Annotated in this window: 14 protein-coding genes; 8 read left to right on the top strand and 6 right to left on the bottom strand. The window is 70.9% G+C overall.

What is annotated here, in order from left to right:
* Positions 1 to 89 precede the first annotated feature (89 nt).
* Positions 90 to 2,306, bottom strand: coding sequence for an ATP-dependent RecD-like DNA helicase (locus C8250_RS17670; protein ID WP_138355074.1), 2,217 nt, complete (start codon positions 2,304 to 2,306; stop codon positions 90 to 92).
* 197 nt (positions 2,307 to 2,503) lie between these two features.
* Between C8250_RS17670 and C8250_RS17675 the strand changes: the two genes are divergently transcribed.
* Together C8250_RS17675 and C8250_RS17680 are read left to right on the top strand one after the other, a co-directional pair.
* Positions 2,504 to 2,752 carry a class F sortase gene (locus tag C8250_RS17675; RefSeq protein ID WP_138355073.1) on the top strand — a complete coding sequence of 83 codons (249 nt, stop codon included), beginning with the start codon at positions 2,504 to 2,506 and terminating at the stop codon, positions 2,750 to 2,752.
* An 84-nt stretch (positions 2,753 to 2,836) separates the two neighbouring features.
* On the top strand, positions 2,837 to 3,274 hold the full coding sequence (locus C8250_RS17680) for a DUF937 domain-containing protein (RefSeq protein WP_138355072.1): 438 nt from the start codon (positions 2,837 to 2,839) through the stop codon (positions 3,272 to 3,274).
* Between the two features lie 220 nt (positions 3,275 to 3,494).
* Here the strand turns inward: C8250_RS17680 and C8250_RS17685 are convergent, their stop codons facing one another.
* The 3 genes from C8250_RS17685 to C8250_RS17695 form a co-directional block, all read right to left on the bottom strand.
* Positions 3,495 to 4,346 carry a sugar phosphate isomerase/epimerase family protein gene (locus C8250_RS17685; protein ID WP_138355119.1) on the bottom strand — a complete coding sequence of 284 codons (852 nt, stop codon included), beginning with the start codon at positions 4,344 to 4,346 and terminating at the stop codon, positions 3,495 to 3,497.
* 74 nt (positions 4,347 to 4,420) lie between these two features.
* The gene (locus C8250_RS17690; RefSeq protein WP_244809179.1) at positions 4,421 to 5,587 is read right to left on the bottom strand and encodes a dihydrodipicolinate synthase family protein; all 1,167 of its coding nucleotides are present in this window, start codon (positions 5,585 to 5,587) and stop codon (positions 4,421 to 4,423) included.
* Positions 5,584 to 6,735 (bottom strand): Gfo/Idh/MocA family oxidoreductase, encoded by a 1,152-nt coding sequence (locus C8250_RS17695; protein WP_138355071.1) that lies wholly within the window; start codon positions 6,733 to 6,735, stop codon positions 5,584 to 5,586. Before C8250_RS17695 ends, C8250_RS17690 begins: the two co-directional genes overlap by 4 nt.
* 158 nt (positions 6,736 to 6,893) lie before the next feature.
* Between C8250_RS17695 and C8250_RS17700 the strand changes: the two genes are divergently transcribed.
* From C8250_RS17700 to C8250_RS17725, 6 genes are all read left to right on the top strand, one after another.
* The gene (locus C8250_RS17700; RefSeq protein WP_138355070.1) at positions 6,894 to 7,970 is read left to right on the top strand and encodes a LacI family DNA-binding transcriptional regulator; all 1,077 of its coding nucleotides are present in this window, start codon (positions 6,894 to 6,896) and stop codon (positions 7,968 to 7,970) included.
* A 179-nt stretch (positions 7,971 to 8,149) separates the two neighbouring features.
* Positions 8,150 to 9,067, top strand: coding sequence for a helix-turn-helix domain-containing GNAT family N-acetyltransferase (locus tag C8250_RS17705; RefSeq protein WP_138355069.1), 918 nt, complete (start codon positions 8,150 to 8,152; stop codon positions 9,065 to 9,067).
* Positions 9,068 to 9,143: 76 nt separating this feature from the next.
* The gene (locus C8250_RS17710) at positions 9,144 to 9,941 is read left to right on the top strand and encodes a sugar phosphate isomerase/epimerase family protein (RefSeq protein ID WP_138355068.1); all 798 of its coding nucleotides are present in this window, start codon (positions 9,144 to 9,146) and stop codon (positions 9,939 to 9,941) included.
* Between the two features lie 177 nt (positions 9,942 to 10,118).
* Positions 10,119 to 11,174 carry a hypothetical protein gene (locus C8250_RS17715; protein ID WP_138355067.1) on the top strand — a complete coding sequence of 352 codons (1,056 nt, stop codon included), beginning with the start codon at positions 10,119 to 10,121 and terminating at the stop codon, positions 11,172 to 11,174.
* A 78-nt stretch (positions 11,175 to 11,252) separates the two neighbouring features.
* Positions 11,253 to 13,073, top strand: a complete 1,821-nt coding sequence (locus C8250_RS17720) for a glycoside hydrolase family 3 protein (protein WP_138355066.1) — start codon at positions 11,253 to 11,255, stop codon at positions 13,071 to 13,073.
* Positions 13,074 to 13,227: 154 nt separating this feature from the next.
* Positions 13,228 to 13,923: a hypothetical protein gene (locus tag C8250_RS17725; protein WP_138355065.1), complete on the top strand. Its 696-nt coding sequence runs from the start codon at positions 13,228 to 13,230 to the stop codon at positions 13,921 to 13,923.
* A 62-nt stretch (positions 13,924 to 13,985) separates the two neighbouring features.
* Here C8250_RS17725 and C8250_RS17730 read toward each other — a convergent pair whose 3' ends face one another.
* Together C8250_RS17730 and C8250_RS17735 are read right to left on the bottom strand one after the other, a co-directional pair.
* Positions 13,986 to 15,410 (bottom strand): S28 family serine protease, encoded by a 1,425-nt coding sequence (locus tag C8250_RS17730; protein WP_138355064.1) that lies wholly within the window; start codon positions 15,408 to 15,410, stop codon positions 13,986 to 13,988.
* 85 nt (positions 15,411 to 15,495) lie between these two features.
* Complete coding sequence (locus C8250_RS17735) at positions 15,496 to 19,392, bottom strand: ABC transporter ATP-binding protein (RefSeq protein WP_138355063.1); 3,897 nt, start codon at positions 19,390 to 19,392, stop codon at positions 15,496 to 15,498.
* Positions 19,393 to 19,475: the final 83 nt, after the last annotated feature.

The raw sequence follows: 19,475 nt of genomic DNA on the forward strand, positions 1-19,475 counted from the left end.
AGGTGCCCTGACTAGGTCCACTGTCCCCCATTTGGCACTGGCGCGTGCACTCGGGGTCGGCCATAGGGCCGAAACATGGCACGGAGTGCCTATTTCGCGCCCTGAGCGAGCCGGTGATCGAGGGCGGTGAAGCGCCGACCGGCCGAGACGGTGCGTACCGCCTGGGCTATCGCCCTGCGCGACCCGACCAGAACCACCAGGCGTTTCGCCCTGGTAACAGCCGTATACAACAGATTCCGCTGCAACATCATCCATGCCCCCGTGGTGACCGGGATCACCACGGCCGGGTACTCGCTGCCCTGGGAGCGGTGGATCGTCACGGCGTACGCGTGGGCCAGCTCGTCCAGCTCGTCGAAGTCGTACGGAATCTCTTCGTCCTCATCCGTGAGCACGGTGAGCTTCTGTTCGACGGTGTCGAGCGCGGTGACCACCCCGACCGTGCCGTTGAAGACGCCGCTCTCCCCCTTCTCGTAGTTGTTGCGGATCTGGGTGACCTTGTCGCCGACACGGAACGTGCGGCCGCCGAACCTGCGCTCCGGGAGATCCGGCCGGGCCGGGGTGATGGCCTGCTGAAGGAGGCCGTTCAGCGCGCCGGCGCCTGCCGGGCCCCGGTGCATGGGCGCGAGCACCTGGATGTCGCGGCGCGGGTCGAGGCCGAACTTGGCAGGGATCCGCCGGGCCGCCACCTCCACCGTCAGCCGACCCGCCTCCTCGGTGTCCTCCTCGGGGAAGAGGAAGAAGTCGGGGAGCCCCTGGGTGATCGGCGGGACTCCCGAATTGATCCGGTGGGCGTTGGTCACCACGCCCGACTGCTGGGCCTGGCGGAAGATCCGGGTGAGCCGCACCGCCGGGACCGGGCTGCCCGGGGCCAGCAGATCCCGCAGCACCTCGCCCGCGCCGACGCTCGGCAGCTGGTCCACATCCCCGACGAACAACAGGTGCGCGCCCGGCGGCACCGCCTTGGCCAGCTTGTTCGCGAGCAGCAAGTCCAGCATCGAGGCCTCGTCCACGACCACCAGGTCCGCGTCCAGCGGCCGGTCCTTGTCGTAGGCCGCGTCCCCGCCCGGCTTGAGCTCCAGCAGCCGGTGCACGGTCGACGCCTCCATGCCGGTCAGCTCGGCCAGCCGTTTGGCGGCGCGGCCGGTCGGCGCGGCCAGCACCACCTTGGCCTTCTTCGCCTGCGCCAGAGTCACCACCGAACGCACCGTGAACGACTTGCCGCAGCCGGGGCCGCCGGTGAGCACCGCGACCCTTTCGGTCAGCGCCAACCGCACCGCCTGCTGCTGCTCGGGCGCCAGATCCGCTCCCGTGCGGCCGGCCAGCCAGGACAGGGCTTTGTCCCACTGGACGTCCTGGAACAGCGGCAGCCGGTCCTCCGGCCCGCGCAGCAGTCTGAGCAGTTGGCCGGCCAGCGAGATCTCCGCCCGGTGGAACGGCACCAGGTACACGGCCCGCACCGGATCGCCGCCCTCCGGATCCGGTACCGACTCCCGGACCACGCCCTCCTCGCCCACCAGCTCCGCGAGGCAGTCGATCACCAGTCCGGCGTCCACCTGCAGCAGCTTGACGGAGTCGGAGAGCAGCTGTTCCTCGGGCAGGAAGCAGTTCCCGCTGTCGGTGGCCTGCGACAGCGCGTACTGGAGCCCCGCCTTGACCCGCTCCGGGCTGTCGTGGGGTATCCCCACCGCCTGGGCGATCCGGTCGGCGGTCAGGAATCCGATGCCCCACACATCGGCGGCCAGCCGGTAAGGCTGGTTCTTCACCACGGAGATCGACGCGTCGCCGTAGTTCTTGTAGATGCGCACCGCGATGGACGTGGACACCCCCACTCCCTGGAGGAAGACCATCACCTCCTTGATCGCTTTCTGCTCCTCCCAGGCGACGGCGATCATCCTGGTCCGCTTCGGCCCGAGCCCCGGCACTTCGATCAGCCGTTTCGGCGCCCCTTCGATGACATCCAGGGTGTCGGTGCCGAAGTGCTCCACGATCCGGTCGGCGATCTTGGGCCCGATCCCCTTGATCAGCCCCGAACCGAGGTATCGGCGGATGCCCTGGATCGTCGCGGGCAGGACGGTGGTGTAGTTCTCCACGGTGAACTGCTTGCCGTACTGCGGATGGGAGCCCCAACGGCCCTCCATGCGCAGCGATTCGCCCGGCTGCGCGCCCAACAGGGCGCCGACCACGGTCAGCAGATCGCCGGCGCCGCGGCCCGTGTCGACCCGCGCGACCGTGTAGCCGTTGTCCTCGTTGGCGTAGGTGATCCGCTCCAGGACGGCTTCGAGCACGGCGAGTCGCGCGTCCCCCATGGCCCTGCCTCCCGTCCCCCAGCGGCCTCCGCGACGGTCCAGCGGCTGCCCGACTGCTGCTCGTCGGCGATCTGGTCCGAAGGTACCGCCTGCCCCCGACACTCCGGGTACGCCTGTGGACAACCGCGGCGCACCGCCGCGTACGCCGCTGGGCTGACCCCGCCACGGCACTTCTCGTCTTTTCGGCCGATGGGCTCATGGCCGTTCTCCCGAGGCCCCGAACAAAGGTGAAGAAGGGCGCGGACATCGCCGTCCGCGACCCCGCCGGGAAGAACGTGCACTACACGGTGACCGGCACCCAGACGGTGAACAAGAACACCGTCCCGACCGAAAAGGTCTACGGCCCGGACCCCGACCCCGTACTGCGGCCGGTGACCTGTGACGGCGCCCTGGACGCCGCAGTGCACCCCGTGGACAACCTCATCGTCTACGCGTCCCTGCGATAGGCCCGCGCAGCGCCCGGACCTGGCCTGACGCGTTCGGCCGACCACCACGGGCCCCGGACCGCCTTCGCGCGTAGCGTCCGGAGTATGAGCGACCAACCGCTGCAGAACGAAGTGCTGTCCGAGCTCGGCGACGACCAGATCCAGGAGATCGCCGGAGTGCTGGGCACCGATCCGGAATCGGCCCGGAAGCTCGTGGGGACCTCGGTCACCTCGCTGACCGGCGTCCTCACCGACGACGCGGTCACCCCGGGCGGCACCGCGGAACTCAGCCAGGCGCTGGAGCAGGCCGCCACGGAACCCGAGCCGCCGGCCGGGGCCGTCGGCTTCGCCGGACTCGGCGGACCGGCTTCGGTGGCGGGCGGCGGCATGCTGGTCGCCGTACTCCGCAAGGTGACGGCGCCGACCGCCCGAGCGGTAGCGAAGAAGACGGGTCTGCCGGTCACAGCCGTCGCCGGAGCGCTCGAACTCGTCATCCCCGTGGTGGCGACCGTGCTCGCCAAGCGGGCCCGCTCCAAGAGATGAGCCCTGGGGGCACCTGGGGGCGGCGACCCGTCCCGGGACAGACGAAAGGGGTCCGGCGTGAGCCGGACCCCTTTGCGTTTCCCCCCAGTACCCCCGAAGCCCCCCTCGGGCGCATATCACTACCTCAGTTCCCCGAACCCCTCCCGGGAACCTTGATGCCTATAAGACCGACCACCCCCCAGAAGGGTTGTACGCCGGACAGAAATAATTTGAAGATTCTTCAGAGGACGTGTTCGCGGTACCGGCGGGCGATCTCCGCGACCACTTCGGCGCCGTCCCGCGCCCACAGGGCGGGGTTGAAGATCTCCACCTCCACGGCGCCGGAATACCCGGCCGCATCGACCTGCTCACGGAATCCGCGCAGGTCAACGCAGCCGTCACCGAGCTGGCCCCGCCCCAGCAGCACGCCCTCGGGCAGCGGGGTGACCCAGTCCGCGAGCTGGAAGGCCGCGATCCGGCCGCCCGCGCCGGCGCGGGCGATCTGCGCCGGCACCCGGTCGTCCCACCACAGGTGGTAGGTGTCCACGACGACCCCGACCCGCTCGGCGGGAAAGCGCTCGGCGATGTCCAGTGCCTGGCCGAGCGTGGAGACGACGCAGCGGTCCGACGCGTACATCGGGTGCAGCGGCTCGATCGCCAGGCGCACCGACCGTTCGGCGGCGTACGGAGCCAGCTCGGCCAGCGCGTCGGCGACCCGCTCCCGTGCGGCCCCGATATCGCGCTCTCCTGATGGCAGTCCGCCCGAAACCAGCACCAAGGTGCCGGTTTCCAGGACGGCCGCCTCGTCGATCGCGGCCCGGTTGTCGTCCATCGCCGCGCGCCGGGCGGCCGGATCGCTCGCGGTGAAGAAGCCGCCGCGGCACAAGGACGTCACCTGGAGGCCGGTTTCCCGCATCAGACGGGCGGCCCGCTCGACGCCGTACTCCTGCACCGGCGCACGCCAGAGGCCCACACCAGGCACTCCGAGCCCGGCGCAACCCGCCGCCAGCTCGGGCAGCGACCACTGCTTGACGGTCTCCTGGTTGATACTCAGCCGCGCCAGATCGCCGGCCGTCGCGCGGACAGAGCTCATGGGGCCGGCAGCGGGCACGGGGCCGGCGGTCGTACGGTCGGGGCGTCCGCTGTCGGCGGTCTTACGGTCCGCGCTCATGCGGTCACCCCGTGGATGACGAGCAGCTGCCGCATCCGCGCCTCGGCCAGCGCCGGGTCGGGGAACAGGCCGAGACCGTCGGCCAGCTCGTAGGCACGGGCGAGATGCGGGAGGGAGCGTGCCGACTGCAGACCGCCCACCATCGTGAAGTGCGACTGGTGGCCCGCCAGCCAGGCCAGGAACACCACACCGGTCTTGTAGTAGCGCGTCGGAGCGCCGAACAGGTGCCGGGACAACTCGACGGTCGGGTCGAGAAGTGCCCGGAAGCCGGCCGCGTCCCCGGTGTCCAGGGTGCGGACGGCGGCGGCGGCGAGCGGCGCCAGCGGGTCGAAGATGCCGAGCAGCGCATGGCTGAAGCCCTGCTCGTCACCCTCGATCAGCTCGGGATAGTTGAAGTCATCGCCGGTGTAGCAGCGCACGCCCTTGGGCAGCCTGCGGCGCAGTTCCACCTCGCGCCGGGCGTCGAGCAGCGACACCTTGATCCCGTCGACCTTGTCCGGGTGGGCGGCAATGACGTCCAGGAACGTCTCCGTGGCCGCGTCGAGATCCTCGCTGCCCCAGTAGCCGGCCAGCGCGGGGTCGAACATCGGACCGAGCCAGTGCAGAACGACCGGTTCCGCGGACTGGCGCAGCAGGTGGCTGTAGACCTCGACGTAGTCGTCAGGGCTGCTGGCCAGGGCCGCCAGCGCGCGGGACGCCATGAGGACGGCCTGCGATCCGGACTCCTCCACGACCGCGAGCTGCTCCTCGTAGGCAGCGGTCACCTCGGTGAGTGTCCGGGCCGGCGCGACGAGTTGGTCCGTGCCGACGCCGCAGGCGATGCGGCCTCCGGTGGCCCGTGCCTCGGCGGAGGAGCGGCGGATCAGCTCGGCCGCGGCCGCCCAGTCCAGACCCATGCCGCGCTGGGCAGTGTCCATCGCCTCGGCGACACCCAGACCCTGTGACCACAGGTGGCGGCGGAAGGCGAGAGTGGCGTCCCAGTCGATGGCCGCCGGTTCGTCAGCGGCGCTGCGCCAGGGGTCGGCGACGACGTGCGCGGCCGAGTAGACGACCCGGCTGCGCAGTTCACCGCCCAGGGCATGGACAACGGGCTCGGTACGCGGCACATAGGAACGTAGTTCACCGGTGGCACTGGGGAGCTCGATGGCCGCCCGGCCGCTCACAGGGACAGCTCCGGGACGTCGAGGCGCCGGCCCTCGGCGGACGACTTCAGGCCCAGTTCGGCGAGCTGGACGCCGCGCGCGCCGGCCAGCAGGTCCCACTGCCAGGGCTCGTCGAGGACGACATGCCGGAGGAACAGCTCCCACTGACTCTTGAATCCGTTGGTGAACTCACCGTTGTCGGGGACCGACTGCCACTGGTCACGGAAGGGCTCGGTGACCGGGAGGTCCGGGTTCCAGACCGGCTTGGGGGTGGCGGAGCGGTGCTGCACCCGGCAGTCCCGCAGGCCCGCGACGGCCGAGCCGTGCGTGCCGTCGACCTGGAACTCCACCAGTTCGTCGCGGTTGACGCGCACCGTCCAGGAGGAGTTGATCTGGGCGATGGCGCCGCCGTCGAGCTGGAAGATGCCGTACGCGGCGTCGTCGGCGGTCGCGTCGTACGGCTTGCCGTGCTCGTCCCAGCGCCGCGGGATGTGGGTGGCGGTCAGCGCCTGGACGGTGCGGACCTGCCCGAACAGCTCGTGGAGCACGTACTCCCAGTGCGGGAACATGTCGACGACGATGCCGCCGCCGTCCTGTGAACGGTAGTTCCAGGAGGGCCGCTGGGCGCTCTGCCAGTCGCCCTCGAAGACCCAGTAGCCGAACTCGCCGCGGATGGAGAGGATCTGCCCGAAGAAGCCGCCGTCGATGAGCCGCTTGAGCTTCAGCAGGCCGGGGAGGAAGAGCTTGTCCTGGACCACGCCGTGCTTGACGCCGGCGGCGGTGGCGAGCCTGGCCAGCTCCAGGGCGCTGTCCAGGGACGTGGCGGTGGGCTTCTCGCAGTAGATGTGCTTTCCGGCGGCGATGGCCTTGCGCACCGACTCCTCGCGGGCCGAGGTGACCTGCGCGTCGAAGTAGATCTCGACCGTCGGGTCGGCCAGGACGGCGTCGAGGTCGGTGGAGATGTGCTCCAGCCCGTGCCGGTCCGCCATCGCGCGCAGCGCGTGCTCCCGACGGCCGACGAGGACCGGCTCGGGCCACAGCGTCGTGCCGTCCCCGAGGTCGAGTCCGCCCTGCTCGCGCAGGCTCAGGATCGAGCGGACGAGGTGCTGGCGGTAGCCCATGCGGCCCGTGACGCCGTTCATGGCGATCCGCACTGTCCTGCGTGTCACGTTGGGTCCTCCCCTTCGGCCGCTACCGCCGGTCAAGCGATAGCAAGCGCTTTCTTCTCTGGCACGCTAGCCGGAAGCGGGCCGATCCGACAAGGTGAGAACATGTCCGGCAACGGGCGGTGCGGTCCCGGGACGGCCAGCAGGAGGTACGGACGCAGATGGCAGTGACCCTCGCCGATGTCGCGGCGCGCGCCGGGGTGTCGTCCGCGACCGTCTCGCGCGTCCTCAATGGCAACTACCCGGTCGCGGGCAGCACGCGCGACCGCGTCCAGCGGGCCGTCGAAGACCTGGACTATGTGGTCAACGGGCAGGCCAGAGGCCTCGCGGCCGCCACCTCCGACCTGGTCGGAGTACTCGTCAACGACGTCGCGGACCCGTTCTTCGGACTGATCGCGAGCGCCGTCCAGGCCGAGATCAGCGACGCATCCGCACCCGGCGGCGGCAAGCTCGCGGTGGTCTGCAACACCGGCGGCTCCCCCGAGGCCGAACTCACCTATCTCACCTTGCTGGAACGCCAGCGTGCGGCCGGAGTGGTGATCACCGGCGGCGCGGTCGAGGGCGCGGAGCACAGTGCGGCGGTCGCCGCCCGGCTCGCCCGGCTCGCGGAGTCCGGCACGCGGATCGTGCTGTGCGGACGGCCTCCGCTGGAACAGCCGGCCACGCAGATCCCCGTCGCGACCGTCGCGTTCGACAACCGGGGCGGCGCGCGGCGGCTCACCGAGCACCTGCTCTCCCTCGGCCACCGCCGGATCGGGTACGTCGCGGGTCCCGCCGACCGCACCACCACCCGGCACCGGCTGGAGGGCCACCGGGCGGCACTGGCGGACCACGGCCTGCCGGCCACCGGTCCCGCCGTCGACCGACTCACGGTGCACGGCTCGTACGACCGCTCCTCCGGCTACGACGCGGCGCTGGAACTCCTGCGCAGGGAACCCACGCTGACCGCCGTCATCGCCGCCAACGACACCGTCGCGCTCGGCGTCTGCGCGGCCCTGCGCGACCAGGGGTTGAGCATTCCGGACGACGTCTCGGTGGCGGGCTTCGACGATCTCCCGTTCAGCGTGGACACCGCGCCGGCCCTGACAACGGTCCGCATCCCGCTGCAGGAGGCGGGCGCCCGGGCCGGCCGCCTCGTCATGGGGCGGCAGACCGCGCCGCCCGGCGGCCTCGCGACGATCCGCACCGAGCTGATGGTGCGGGCGTCCACGGCACCGCCGCGGGCCGGGTCCGCCTGAAACGAGGCCGAGGGGTTCACGGGACGCCCGGGAGGCCGTCCGGGAGGCCGTCCACCAGGGCGTCACGGGGTGTCCGCAGGGGCGCCCGGAAGTTATCCACAGGCCTTTTCACGGTGCCGTCGCGGGCTTACCTTTGACTCAGGCAAAGGAATTTCGACGGTGAATGCCGAGGTGCCCCCATGGCCGTGCAAGAGATCCGCGCGTTCAACCGCTTCTACACCAACCTCATCGGCGCGCTGGACTACAGCCGCCATCTGCATACTCCCTACACGCTGACCGAAGCGCGGGTGCTGTACGAGCTGGCGCACTCCCGGCGGACAGACGCCGCCGACCTCCGGGTGGAACTCTCGCTCGACGCCGGGCACTTGAGCCGCATGCTGTCGAAGTTCGAACAGGACCAGCTGGTCACCCGTGCGCCGTCCGAACAGGACGCCCGGCGGCAGCGCATAGAGCTGACCCCGCGGGGCCGGGAGGCGGCCACGCTGCTGGAGAAACGGGCGGAGGAGGCCGTCGGGTCGCTGCTCAGCGATGTGCCCGAGGAGGACCGCCCGCGGCTGGCCGAGGCCATGCGCACCGTCCGGGAGATACTGCGCGACGACCGCCCGCCTGCCCCGGCCCGGATCGAACTGCGCGGACCACGGCCCGGCGACCTGGGCTGGGTGATCCAGCGGAACGCGGCGGTGTACGCGGCCGAGTTCGGTTGGAACAGCGAGTACGAAGCACTGGTGGCACGGATCGTGGCGGACTTCGCCGCCGATCCGGATCCCGGGCGCGAGGCGCTGTGGATGGCGGAGCTGGACGGTGTGCCGGCCGGCTGTGTGTTCTGCGTCCGCGACGAGGTACCCGGCGTCGCGCGGCTGCGGCTGCTGCTGGTCGAGCCGGGTGCGCGCGGTCATCGCATAGGCGACCGGCTGGTGGAGCGGTGCATATCCTTCGCCCGCGGGGCCGGCTACCGCGAGCTGGTGCTGTGGACGAACGATGTGCTGGGGGCGGCCCGGAAGATCTACCAGCGGGCCGGCTTCGAGCTCGTCGCGGAGAAGCCGCATCACAGCTTCGGCAAGGACCTCGTGGGACAGGACTGGCGCCTGGTGCTTTAGGCCGGATCGCGGCGGCGCGCGCCGAGAGCGCCGTGGGAGGTTGACCATGCCCTGCGTGGTGCCTAGTGTCCGCCGGATGAAGCTCGCGTTCTCCACACTCGGCGTCCCCGCACTCCCCATCGAGCAGGTCGTCCGCCTCGCCGCTGAGCATGGTTTCCACGGTGTGGAGATCCGGGCCAACGCCGAGGAACCCGTCCACACCGGCCTGTCCGCGGCGGAACGGAGCGCGGTCGTGGCCGAGTTCGAGAAGTCGGGGGTGGAGATCCTGACGGTGGCGGCTTACGCCAAGGTCGCCGCGCCGGGTGACGACGAGCCGGTACTGACGGACCTGCGGGCAAACCTGGCCCTCGCAGCCGATCTGGGGGCTCCGTTCGTGCGGGTCTTCCCCGGCGGTGGGGAACTGCCGGCGGCGGAGGCGGACCTGTACGCCGCACGGCGCCTTGCGGCGGTCGCGCCGGACGCCGCCCGCCTCGGGGTGAAGGTGCTGCTCGAGACGCACGACTCGCACCCGACCGGAGCGGACGCGGCCCGGATCATGGGGCTGGTCGGGCACGGCAGCGTGGGTGTGATCTGGGATGTGATGCACACCTGGCGCGGTGGTGAGCAGCCGTCCGAGACCTACCCCGTACTCGCCCCGCACCTGGGGTACGTGCAGGTCAAGGACATCGCCTCGGCCGAGGACACCACCCCGCTGCCGCTCGGGGAGGGTGTGCTGCCGCTGGCCGAGACCGTGGAGGTGCTGAGCCGGGGGGACTGGGACGGCTGGCTCTGCTGGGAGTACGAGAAGCGCTGGTACCCGCAGGTCGCGGACCTGCCGGAGCTGCTGTCACCGGCCCGGCAGCATCTGTCCCGGCTGCTCGCCAACTCGGCATGACACCGGGGCCGGCCGTGCGCCGGTCGCGGGGTGGTCGTTGGGGGTCCTTGGGAAGGTCGGTCCATGCCGCGCAGAGCCCGTGCGGGACCGGTCGATGCCAGGGGCGGTCCGTGCGCTTTCGGCCAAACGGCGCATCACACACTGCCCGGTGACCTCGGCCGGCCCGACGATGGAGCCATGTTCAGCCACCGCACGGAACCGGTCGTGGAATCCGCCCGTCCAAGCCACATGCTGCTGATAAAGCTCCGTAGAGCCGTGTCGGTCGCGGTGCTGGCCGCGTCACTGACAGCCCTGTCCACCGGCTGCGGTCAGGACCGGTCCGCCACCGGTGCGCCGCCTTCCGACAGTGCCGGGGGCGACCACAGCCCCAGCACCTCGGGGACGGGGGTTCCACCGTCGACCGGTGGTTCTCCGTCGGGCAGTCCGTCGTCCGCCGGCACCGCGACCACCCCCGTCCAGTCCGGAGCCCACGGGATCGAGTCCCGGGTCGTGTACCTCTCCGCCGGGGTGCGCAGGCCGCCCGCGGTCCACTCGGTGATCAACAGCGAACTCGAGCTGTCCCGCTTCCCGAGCTGGTTCGCGGGGTCCGATCCGGCGGCGGCCCGCGAGATCGCCCAGCGCACCCAGAAGACGGACTTCTCGCGCAATGTGCTGGTGGGCTGGGTGGAGACCACCGGCTGCAGCCAGGCCACCGGGGCCGCGCTGCTCGCCAGTGGCGACCGGCTGACGCTCGGGGTCAGCCAGCCGAAGCCCAAGCCGGAGTGCCTGGTCGCCTATCAGGTCACGGTGGTCTTCGAGGTGCCGCGCGACCGTATGCCGAAGCATCCGGTGTTCGGGACCGGAGGTGCGGCGGCCACCGCGCCCAGCCCCGGTACGACGGTGGCGTTCACGTACCTCAATGGCGCGACCGCCCAGGGCCAGGGGCTCAAGGGCTCGGAAGTGACCCAGCCCGCCCAGCTGAACGCCTATCTGGCGGGTCTGCCCGCCGCCGGCGCCTCGGCCGTACGCACACAGCTGGCCGCGCATTCGCCGAAAAGCGGTGAACGGCGCTTCGGATTCAAGCTGTCCGGCTGCCGGTCCACCGGCGCCGCACTGCTCATCACTCCCGAGGGGCGGGTATCGGCGTCGCCGACCGGAGGCGAGAACATCCGCTGTATCCGGCCCGAGATCTACGCGGCGGTGCTGGCCGTCCCGGTGAATGTGCTGCCGACTCGCGTCACAGCCATTGACTGACGAAAACTTTCCGGCTATCCGTTTCAACTGAAGAAAACTTTCAGCGTGCTCATCTCCTCCAGCCGGAAGGAGTTCGACATGCACCACCAACCATCCCGCCGCACCGTTCTCGCCACCGCGGCCGCCACCGCCGTCACAGCGGGCGCCTTCGCCGCCGGCGTCCCGTCCGCCCAGGCCGCCGCCCCGGACCGCAGGCTCATCCGCGCGATCATCGCGCGGATGAGCCGTGCGGAGAAGGTCGGCCAGCTCTTCGTGATGCGGGTCTACGGCCATTCCGCCACCGCCCCCGACCCTGCGGACGTCGCCTCCAACCAGAGCGAGATGGGCGTCTCCGACGCCGCCGAACTGATCGCCAAGTACCACCTCGGCGGCATCATCTACTTCAGCTGGGCGCACAACACCCGGGACCCGCACCAGATCGCCGACCTCTCCAACGGCATCCAGCGCGCCGCGCTGGCCCATGGGACTCCGATCCCACTGCTGATCTCCACCGATCAGGAGCAGGGCGCGGTCGCCCGGATCGGCTCACCCGCCACGCTCTTCCCCGGCGGGATGGCGCTCGGCGCCGACGGTGATCCGCACGACGCCCGCGCCGCGGCCCATGTCGTGGGCACCGAGCTCGGCGCCATGGGCGTCAACCAGAACTTCTCCCCGGTCTCCGACGTGAACATCAATCCGGCCAACCCCGTGATCGGCGTACGGTCCTTCGGCGCCGATCCGCAGGCCGTCGCCGCTCTGGCGGCAGCCCAGGTCAAGGGGTACCAGGGGGCCGGGATCGCCTCCACCGCCAAGCATTTCCCCGGCCATGGCGACACCGGCACCGACAGCCATTTCGAACTGCCGGTCATCACCCACTCGCTGGACGAGTGGCGGCGGATCGACGCCCCGCCGTTCCGCGCCGCGATCGCCGCCGGGATCGACTCGATCATGACGGCCCACATCCTGGTTCCCGCGCTCGACGACTCGGGGGACCCCGCCACCCTCTCCCGCCCCATCCTCACCGGGATCCTCCGGGAGGAACTCGGCTACGACGGCGTCGTGATCACCGATTCGCTCGGCATGGCCGGTGTGCGGCAGAAGTACGGCGACGACCGGGTGCCGGTGCTCGCCCTCAAGGCCGGCGCCGACCAGCTGCTGAACCCGCCGCTCCTCGACGTCGCCTGGAAGGCGGTGCTCGACGCGCTGACGTCCGGGGAGATCACCGAGCAGCGGATCGACGAGTCCCTGGTCCGGATCCTGGAACTCAAGACCCGCAAAGGCCTGTTCCGCAATCCCTATGTCACGCATCAGGGCGTCGACCGGGCGGTCGGCATCCGTTCGCACCTCGCGACCGCCGACCGGATCACCGACCGTACCGTCACCCTGCTCTCCAACCCCTCCCGGGTCCTGCCGCTGCCGCGCCGCGCCCACCGGAATCTGCTCGTGGTCGGCGCGGATCCGGCCGCGCCGTCCGGCACGGGTGGCCCGCCGACCTCGGTTCTCGCCAAGGCGCTCACGGACCTCGGCCACCGAGCGCAGGCGCTGCCCACCGGTACCGCGCCCGGCCAGGCCGTCATCGACGAGGCCGTCGCGGCCGCCCGCGGCAAGGACGGCGTCGTCATCGGCACGTACAACGTCACGGCGGCCGCGGCCGGCCAGATCGCCCTGGTGAAGGCACTGGTGGCGACCGGCATCCCGGTCGTTCAGATCGCCCTCCGCAATCCGTACGACATCGCGTGGCTCGGCGGCGTCGCGGCCGGGCTCGCCGTGTACGGCTGGACCGATGTGTCGATGCGCGCGGTGGCCCGGGTCATCGCCGGCAGAGCGGCTCCGACGGGCCGGCTGCCGGTCGCGGTGCCCCGCGCGGACGATCCTGAAAAGGCGCTCTATCCGATCGGACACGGCCTGAAATACCGGTAGTCGGGGCTCCCGGGAAACACATCGGGTCGGGTGTCGGACCGTCCGGGAAGGTGCCGGGCCAACCCGGAGCCGGCGGGCCCTCCCCTCCGCCGGTTCCACCCCCTACCCTGACGTATGGGTGCATGTTGCCCGGGGGAAGCCTAGGGGGGCCTTCATGCGCGGGTACGGCCATTTGGGATCGTTTCTGCACGCCGCGGTGGTATCGGCCGCCGTCCTGTTCGCACTCGCCCTCCTCGCCGCGCTCGCGGCCTGCACACCGTTCCGGGGGACGGCGGGCGGCGGTTCGGGGGCGGGAACGGCCGCCCCCTCACCCACCCTGAAGCCCGCGGGCACGGATACGGCGTTCCTCGCGGAAGGCGCGTGTGCGCAGAGCGATCCGCTGGGCTCGTACCGGGAGGTGGCGTGCTCGGACCCGAACGCCATCGCCGAGGTCACGGTCCGGTTCTACGGTCTGCTGCCGGATGCGTCAGCACCGGCGTCATCGCCGGCCGCCGGACAGGCCGCCTCGACAGCCCCCACGGTGCGGGCGGGAGACCGCTGTCCGGAGACGACGGACTTCGTCCTGTCGGTGTCGTCCGGCCGGTCGCCGGGGTACGCCTGCATGCGCAAACGCGACGGCCCGCACCCCGGTGACCCGGGGGCGGGCGGTGGTCCGCGCACCATCGTCGGCGACTGCGTCTACACAGCGGGTGCCGGCCAGGTGAAGGAGACGGCCTGTGACCGTTCCAGCCGGAACAAGCCCGGGTACCGGGTGGACGCGATCGCAGCTGAGCGCGCCCAATGCCCGCCGGGAACGGCGCTGTTCGTGAACGTCGGGCCGGCGGGCGTCGGATGCGCCCGCCGGCTGTGAACCACGTCCTTGCTCGGATCACGCCCTGATCTCCGAACCCGGGACCAGGGCCGGGTCCGGCGCTACAGCGGGTGGCGGTCCATGACGTCGTTCGGTACGTCGAGCTTCGCGTCGAACGAGGGGGCGAGCGTCGTGGCCGGGGTGACGCCCGCCCACTTCAGCACCTCCGCGGTCGCCTTGGCGTTGTCCGCGGGCTTGAGCGCGGCGATGTTCGCGCCGTGGTTCGCGCCCGGCGCCCACATCACGAAGGAGTCCTTCGCGCCCTTCCCGAGACGGAACGGTTCTGCACCCCATGGGTCGTTCGTTCCGTAAACGAACAGCATCCGCTGGGCGTGGTGCTGCACCCAGTTGTCCACATCCGGCATCGCCGACGGCTTGAAGGTCATCGGGATGGACCGCGGCACGTACGAGCGCGGCTGGTAGATGCCCGGGTAGCGCAGCAGCCCCTTGAGGTGCGGGGTCGCGAAGGTGGGCGCGCCGAGCTGGGTGCCGGCCTGGTAGTAGTACGGCGTGTAGTACTCCAGGCCCTGGTCGGTGTAGAAGTCGAAGCCGGAGATGGTGTCGATGAAGGTGTACAGCTCATCGGTGGTCGCGGTCGGCTTGGGGACGGTCGGGCACTCCGACTCCAGGTGGTACTGCCAGAACGCCCACACCAGGTCCAGCACGACGTTCTCGTACGCCTTGTCGGCACTGCCCACGGTGGTGAAGGTCAGCGCGTTGTCGTCGGCGTACTTCTGGTAGCGGGCGACGATCTCGTCCCGGCGTACCAGCGCCTCGCGCTGCACGGCGTTGAGCGCGGCACGGCAGTCGGCGTTGCCGACGGTCTTGAAGAACTCCGTGTAGGCCGAGTCCTCCTTGTTGACCACGTCATTGGGCGCGACATAGGCGACCGTGCCGTCCATGTCGTTCGGGTAGAAGCGGCGGAAGTAGGTGGCGGTCATGCCGCCCTTGCTGCCGCCGGTGTCGATCCAGTTCCGGTGGTAGATCCGGTCCAGCGCCTGGAAGATCCGGTGCTGGTCGCTGGCCGCCTGCCAGATGTCGAGCTTGGACCAGTCGGCCGGCTCGGCGGGGCGGGACGGCGTGAAGAACCGGTACTCCATGGAGACCTGGTTGCCGTCGATGAGCCTGGTCGGCTCCGAGCGGCTCGCGTTGGTGGAGAGCCCGTAGCCGGAGGTGAAGAAGACCGTCGGGCGGTCGGTCGCCTTGTGGAGCACCGTCAGCCGCTGCTGGAAGGTGCCCTTCCAGGGGCGGAGGTGGTCGATCGGCTGGGTGTAATGGAGAACGAAGTAGCGGTAGCCGGTGACCGGCTTCTCCTCGATGAGGGTCATCCCGGGTATCGCCAGAATGCGGTCCTTGATATCCGCACTCGCCGAATCGACACTCGCTGAATCCGCGGCGGTGGCCGTCCCCGTCGCACCGGCCCCGACCGCACCGGTCGCGCCGACGAGCAGCATCAGTGACAGCAGCCATCTGAGCGCCTTACGCATGCACCCTCCCCTGGGTTCACGGACGTTGCCGCGAACCTAGGGGAGCAACGGTCTTACCACCAGAGGGCCTTGGGACAGTGAAATATCAGGCGGCGGCCCGTACTTCACCGACGAATGTGCGCCACAACCGGGCGTATCGCCCGTCCGCGGCAAGCAGTTCGTCATGGGTGCCGTCCTCGATGACACGGCCGTGGTCGAGCAGGACGACACGGTCGGCGCGCGAGGCCGTGGTCAGCCGGTGCGCGACGACGAGCGTGGTGCGCCGCACCGCCAGCCGGTCGGCGGCCTGGTTGACCAGCCCTTCCGTGGCCAGGTCGAGCGCGGCCGTCGCCTCGTCCAGCAGCAGGATGTCGGGATCGACGAGCTCGGCCCGGGCCAGCGCTATCAGCTGCCGCTGCCCTGCGGACAGGTTGCGGCCGCGTTCGCTGACCAGGTGCAGATAGCCGCCGTCGAGCGTCGCGATCATCTCGTGCGCGCCGACCGACCGGGCCGCGGCCTCGACCTCCGCGTCCGTCGCGTCCATCCGTCCGTACGCGATGGAGTCGCGCACCGTTCCGGCGAACAGGTAGGGCTCCTGCGGTACGACGCCCAGCCGCTGCCGGTAGGCCGTCATGTCCAGTTCGCGGATGTCGGTGCCGTCGACAAGGACACCGCCGCCGGTCGGGTCGTAGAACCGGGCGACCAGCTTGACCAGCGTGGACTTGCCCGCGCCCGTCTCGCCGACGAAGGCGACCGTCTGCCCGGCCGGGATGTGCAGGTCCACGCCGCTCAGCGCCTCGGCGCCGTCCCCGTACCGGAAGTGCACGTCCTTGAAGGTGATCTCACCGCGCAGCGACGGGACGGCCAGCGGCCGGGCCGCGGCCGGGGTGGTGCTCGGCACCCGCAGCAGTTCACGGATCCGGCCGAGCGACACCGACGCCTGCTGGTAGCCGTCGAAGACCTGCGACAGCTGCTGCACCGGCGCGAAGAACAGATCGATGTAGAGCAGGTACGCGACGAGCGCGCCCGCGGTCAGGGTGCCCGCGCCGACCCGCTGGGCGCCGACGATCAGCACCAGCGCGGCCGCGCCGCTGGACAGCAGCTGGACGAACGGGAAGTACACCGAGATCAGGAACTGTCCGCGCACCCGGGCTTCGCGGTACGCGCTGCTGCGCTCCGCGAACCGGACGGCGCCGACGCGCTCACGGCGGAACGCCTGCACGATACGCAGCCCGGCGACGTTCTCCTGCAGGTCCGCGTTGACGACGCCGACGCGTTCACGGGCCAGTTCGTACGCCCGGACGGACTTGCGCCGGAACACCCAGGTGGCCAGGACGAGCGGCGGGAGCGTCGCGAACACCAGCAGCGCCAGCTGGACGTCCAGGGCGAGCAGCGCGACCAGGATGCCGAAGAAGGTGAGCACGCTGACCAGGGCGGTGACCAGTCCGGTCTGCAGGAATGTCGACAGGGCGTCGACATCCGTGGTCATCCGCGTCATGATCCGGCCGGTCAGCTCACGCTCGTAGTAGTCGAGCCCGAGCCGGTGCAGATGCGAGAAGATCTTCACCCGCAGCGTGTAGAGGACGCGCTCGCCGGTCCTGCCGGTCAGCCGCGCCGATCCCCACTGCGCCGCCCACTGCACGACGACGATCACCAGGCCGGCGGCCGAGGCCGCCCAGACCGCGCCGAGCGCGGCCTCCCGGACACCGGAGTCGATGCCGTGCCTGATCAGCACCGGCAGCATCAGTCCGGCGATGGCGTCCGCCGCCACCAGCAGCAGGCTGAACAGCAGCGGGGTGCGGAAGCCGCGCAGCAGGCTGCGCAGCCCGAACTCCTCGTCGACGATGCGGGCCTGCGCCTCGTCCACGTCGGGTGTGTCGGTGGCGGGTGGCAGCGCTGCCACCTTCGCGAGCAGATCGGGCGAGGCCGGCATCCCGGCCATCGCGGCGGCCATGCCGGCGGGTCCACCCGCCGCCGGAACGATGGGAGCCGGGGCGGCTCCGTTCTCCCGTGCCTTCCCCGTAGCGGGCCCGTCAGCGGGGTGCGGTTCCCTGGGCCACAGCTCTGCCGTCACGCTGTCGGACACTGTGGATCCGTTGATCCTGCCCGTTCCGTTGAACCGGTCGGACCCGTTGAGCCTCTCGGACCCGTGAGCCTCTTCGGATCCGGGTGCGGTGGCGGTGCGCTCCGCAAGTCCGGTCGCGGCGCCCTCGCCCGACCAGGCGGCGGCGAGCACACCGGCCGGGTCGGCGGTGACGACGTCCGCGCCGAGCGCGTCCGGGTCGGTCAACAGCTTGCGGAAGAGCGCGGAGCGCTCCTCCAGCTCGTCATGGGTGCCGATGTCCGCCAGCCGGCCGTCCTCCAGGACGGCGATCCGGTCGGCGAGCGCCAGCGTCGAGCGGCGGTGGGCGATCAGCAGCGTCGTCCGGCCGGTCACGACCTCGCGCAGCGCGTCGAAGATCTCCGCCTCGACCTGGGCGTCGACCGCCGAGGTCGCGTCGTCCAGGAGCAGCAACCGCGGGTCGGTCAGGATCGCGCGGGCGAGGGCGACGCGCTGCCGCTGGCCGCCGGACAGGGTCAGGCCCTGTTCGCCGACCACGGTGTCGTAGCCCTCGGGGAGCGCCTCGATGAACTCGTGGGCCTGCGCCGCGCGGGTCGCGGCGAGCACCTGCTCATCGGTGGCGTCCGGGTGTCCGTAGGCGATGTTGGAGCGCACGGTGTCGGAGAACAGGAAGCTGTCCTCGGGCACCATGCCGATGGCGCCGCGCAGCGAGTCGAAGGTGAGGTCGCGGACGTCCTCGCCGCCGATCCGCACCGCGCCGCCGGTGGCGTCGTAGAAGCGCGGCAGCAGCAGCGAGACGGTGGACTTCCCGGAGCCCGAGGCACCGACGACGGCGACGGTCTCACCGGGCTCGACGCGCAGCGAGAAGTCGGCCAGCACCGGCCGCTCGGGGTCGTAGCCGAAGGTGACGTGGTCGAACTCGACGGTGGCCGCGCCCTCGGGCAGCGTCCGGGTGCCCTCCTCCAGCGTCGGCTCGGTGTCGATCAGCTCCAGGACGCGCTCGACGCCGGCCCGTGCCTGCTGTCCGACGGTCAGCATCATGGTCAGCATCCGCACCGGGCCGGTGAGCTGCGCGAGGTACGTGGAGAACGCGACGAACGTGCCGAGCGTGATCTGCCCGCGGGTCGCCATCCATCCGCCGAGCGCCAGCATGCCCACCTGGCCGATCGAGGGCACGGCCTGGAGGGCCGGGCTGTAGCGCGCGTTCAGCCGGATCGTGCGGAGCCGGCCGGCGAACAGCTTCTTGCTGACGCCCTCCAGCTTGTCCATCTCCTGCTGCTCCTGGCCGAAGCCCTTCACCACGCGGACGCCGGTGACGGACCCGTCGACGATGCCCGCGACGGCGGCGGCCTGCCCCTGGGCGTACCAGGTGGCGGGGAAGAGCCGCTTACGGCTGCGGTCGGCGATGAACCACAGGGCGGGGGCGACGGCCAGCGCGACGAGGGTGAGGAGCGGGGAGAGCGTGAGCATCACGATCAGGGACAGCACGAACAGCAGCACGTTGCCGATCATCATCGGCAGCATGAAGAGCAGGCCCTGGATGAGCTGCAGGTCGCTGGTGGCCCTGCCGACCACCTGGCCGGTGTCCAGCTCGTCCTGCCGCCGGCCGTCCAGCCGGGTCAGCGAGCGGAACATGTCGCTGCGCAGGTCGTGCTGCACATCGAGGGCGAGCCGGCCGCCGTAGAAGCGCCGCACATACGTCAGGACGTAGACGGCGACGGCCGCGACCACCAGCACGATCGCCCAGGGCAGCAGCGGACGGTCGTGCGCGAGCACCACGTCGTCGATGATCAGCTTCGGCACCAGTGGGACGAGCGCGGTGACGGCCATCCCGCCCAGTGACGCGCCCAACGCCAGCAGTACGTTGCGGCGGTACCGCCAGCAATAGCCGACCAACCGCCGCAACCAGCCCTGCTCCGGCTCAACCTTCGCCGATGTCACCCGGGTCCTCCCACTGATCCACGACTACCCGACGCTGCAACGCGCTGGCGTGCGAATTTCATCCTGCTGCAACAAACCGCAGC

The sequence above is a fragment of the Streptomyces sp. So13.3 genome, assembly GCF_005860785.2.
Classification (GTDB): domain Bacteria; phylum Actinomycetota; class Actinomycetes; order Streptomycetales; family Streptomycetaceae; genus Actinacidiphila; species Actinacidiphila fildesensis.